1 protein-coding gene is annotated in these 440 nt (G+C 42.0%); it reads right to left on the minus strand.

Annotated elements, in window-relative coordinates:
- Window positions 1-440 (minus strand): Ig-like domain-containing protein (locus HMPREF3241_RS12890; protein ID WP_176746672.1); only part of this gene is annotated, 440 nt, incomplete at both ends.

The raw sequence follows: 440 nt of genomic DNA on the forward strand, positions 1-440 counted from the left end.
GAGTCTGAGTCGCTGTCGGAATCTGAATCGCTGTCTGAGTCTGAGTCACTGTCGGAATCTGAGTCGCTGTCGGAATCTGAATCGCTATCTGAGTCTGAGTCACTATCGGAATCTGAATCGCTATCTGAGTCTGAGTCGCTGTCATCATGGTCAACTACAGTAGTATCAGTAGGATTAGATTTATTGCCGCTATCATCAGTTGATATCGCAGTAATTTTATCTCCTTCATGTAAAGTAATTTCATCTGGAACTGTTACTGTCCAATCACCATTTCCATCGACTTTACCAGTTGTAGTACTACCATCAGGGAAAGTTACTGTTATTGTAGATCCTGGTTCACCCTTACCTGATATCGTTTTATCACCTACAGATGGTTGATTAATCGTCGGTGCATCAGGAGCAATAACATCTTTTTCTGGATTTGTCGTTACTGGTACTGT

Source organism: Staphylococcus sp. HMSC34G04 (assembly GCF_001838765.1).
Lineage (GTDB): Bacteria > Bacillota > Bacilli > Staphylococcales > Staphylococcaceae > Staphylococcus > Staphylococcus epidermidis.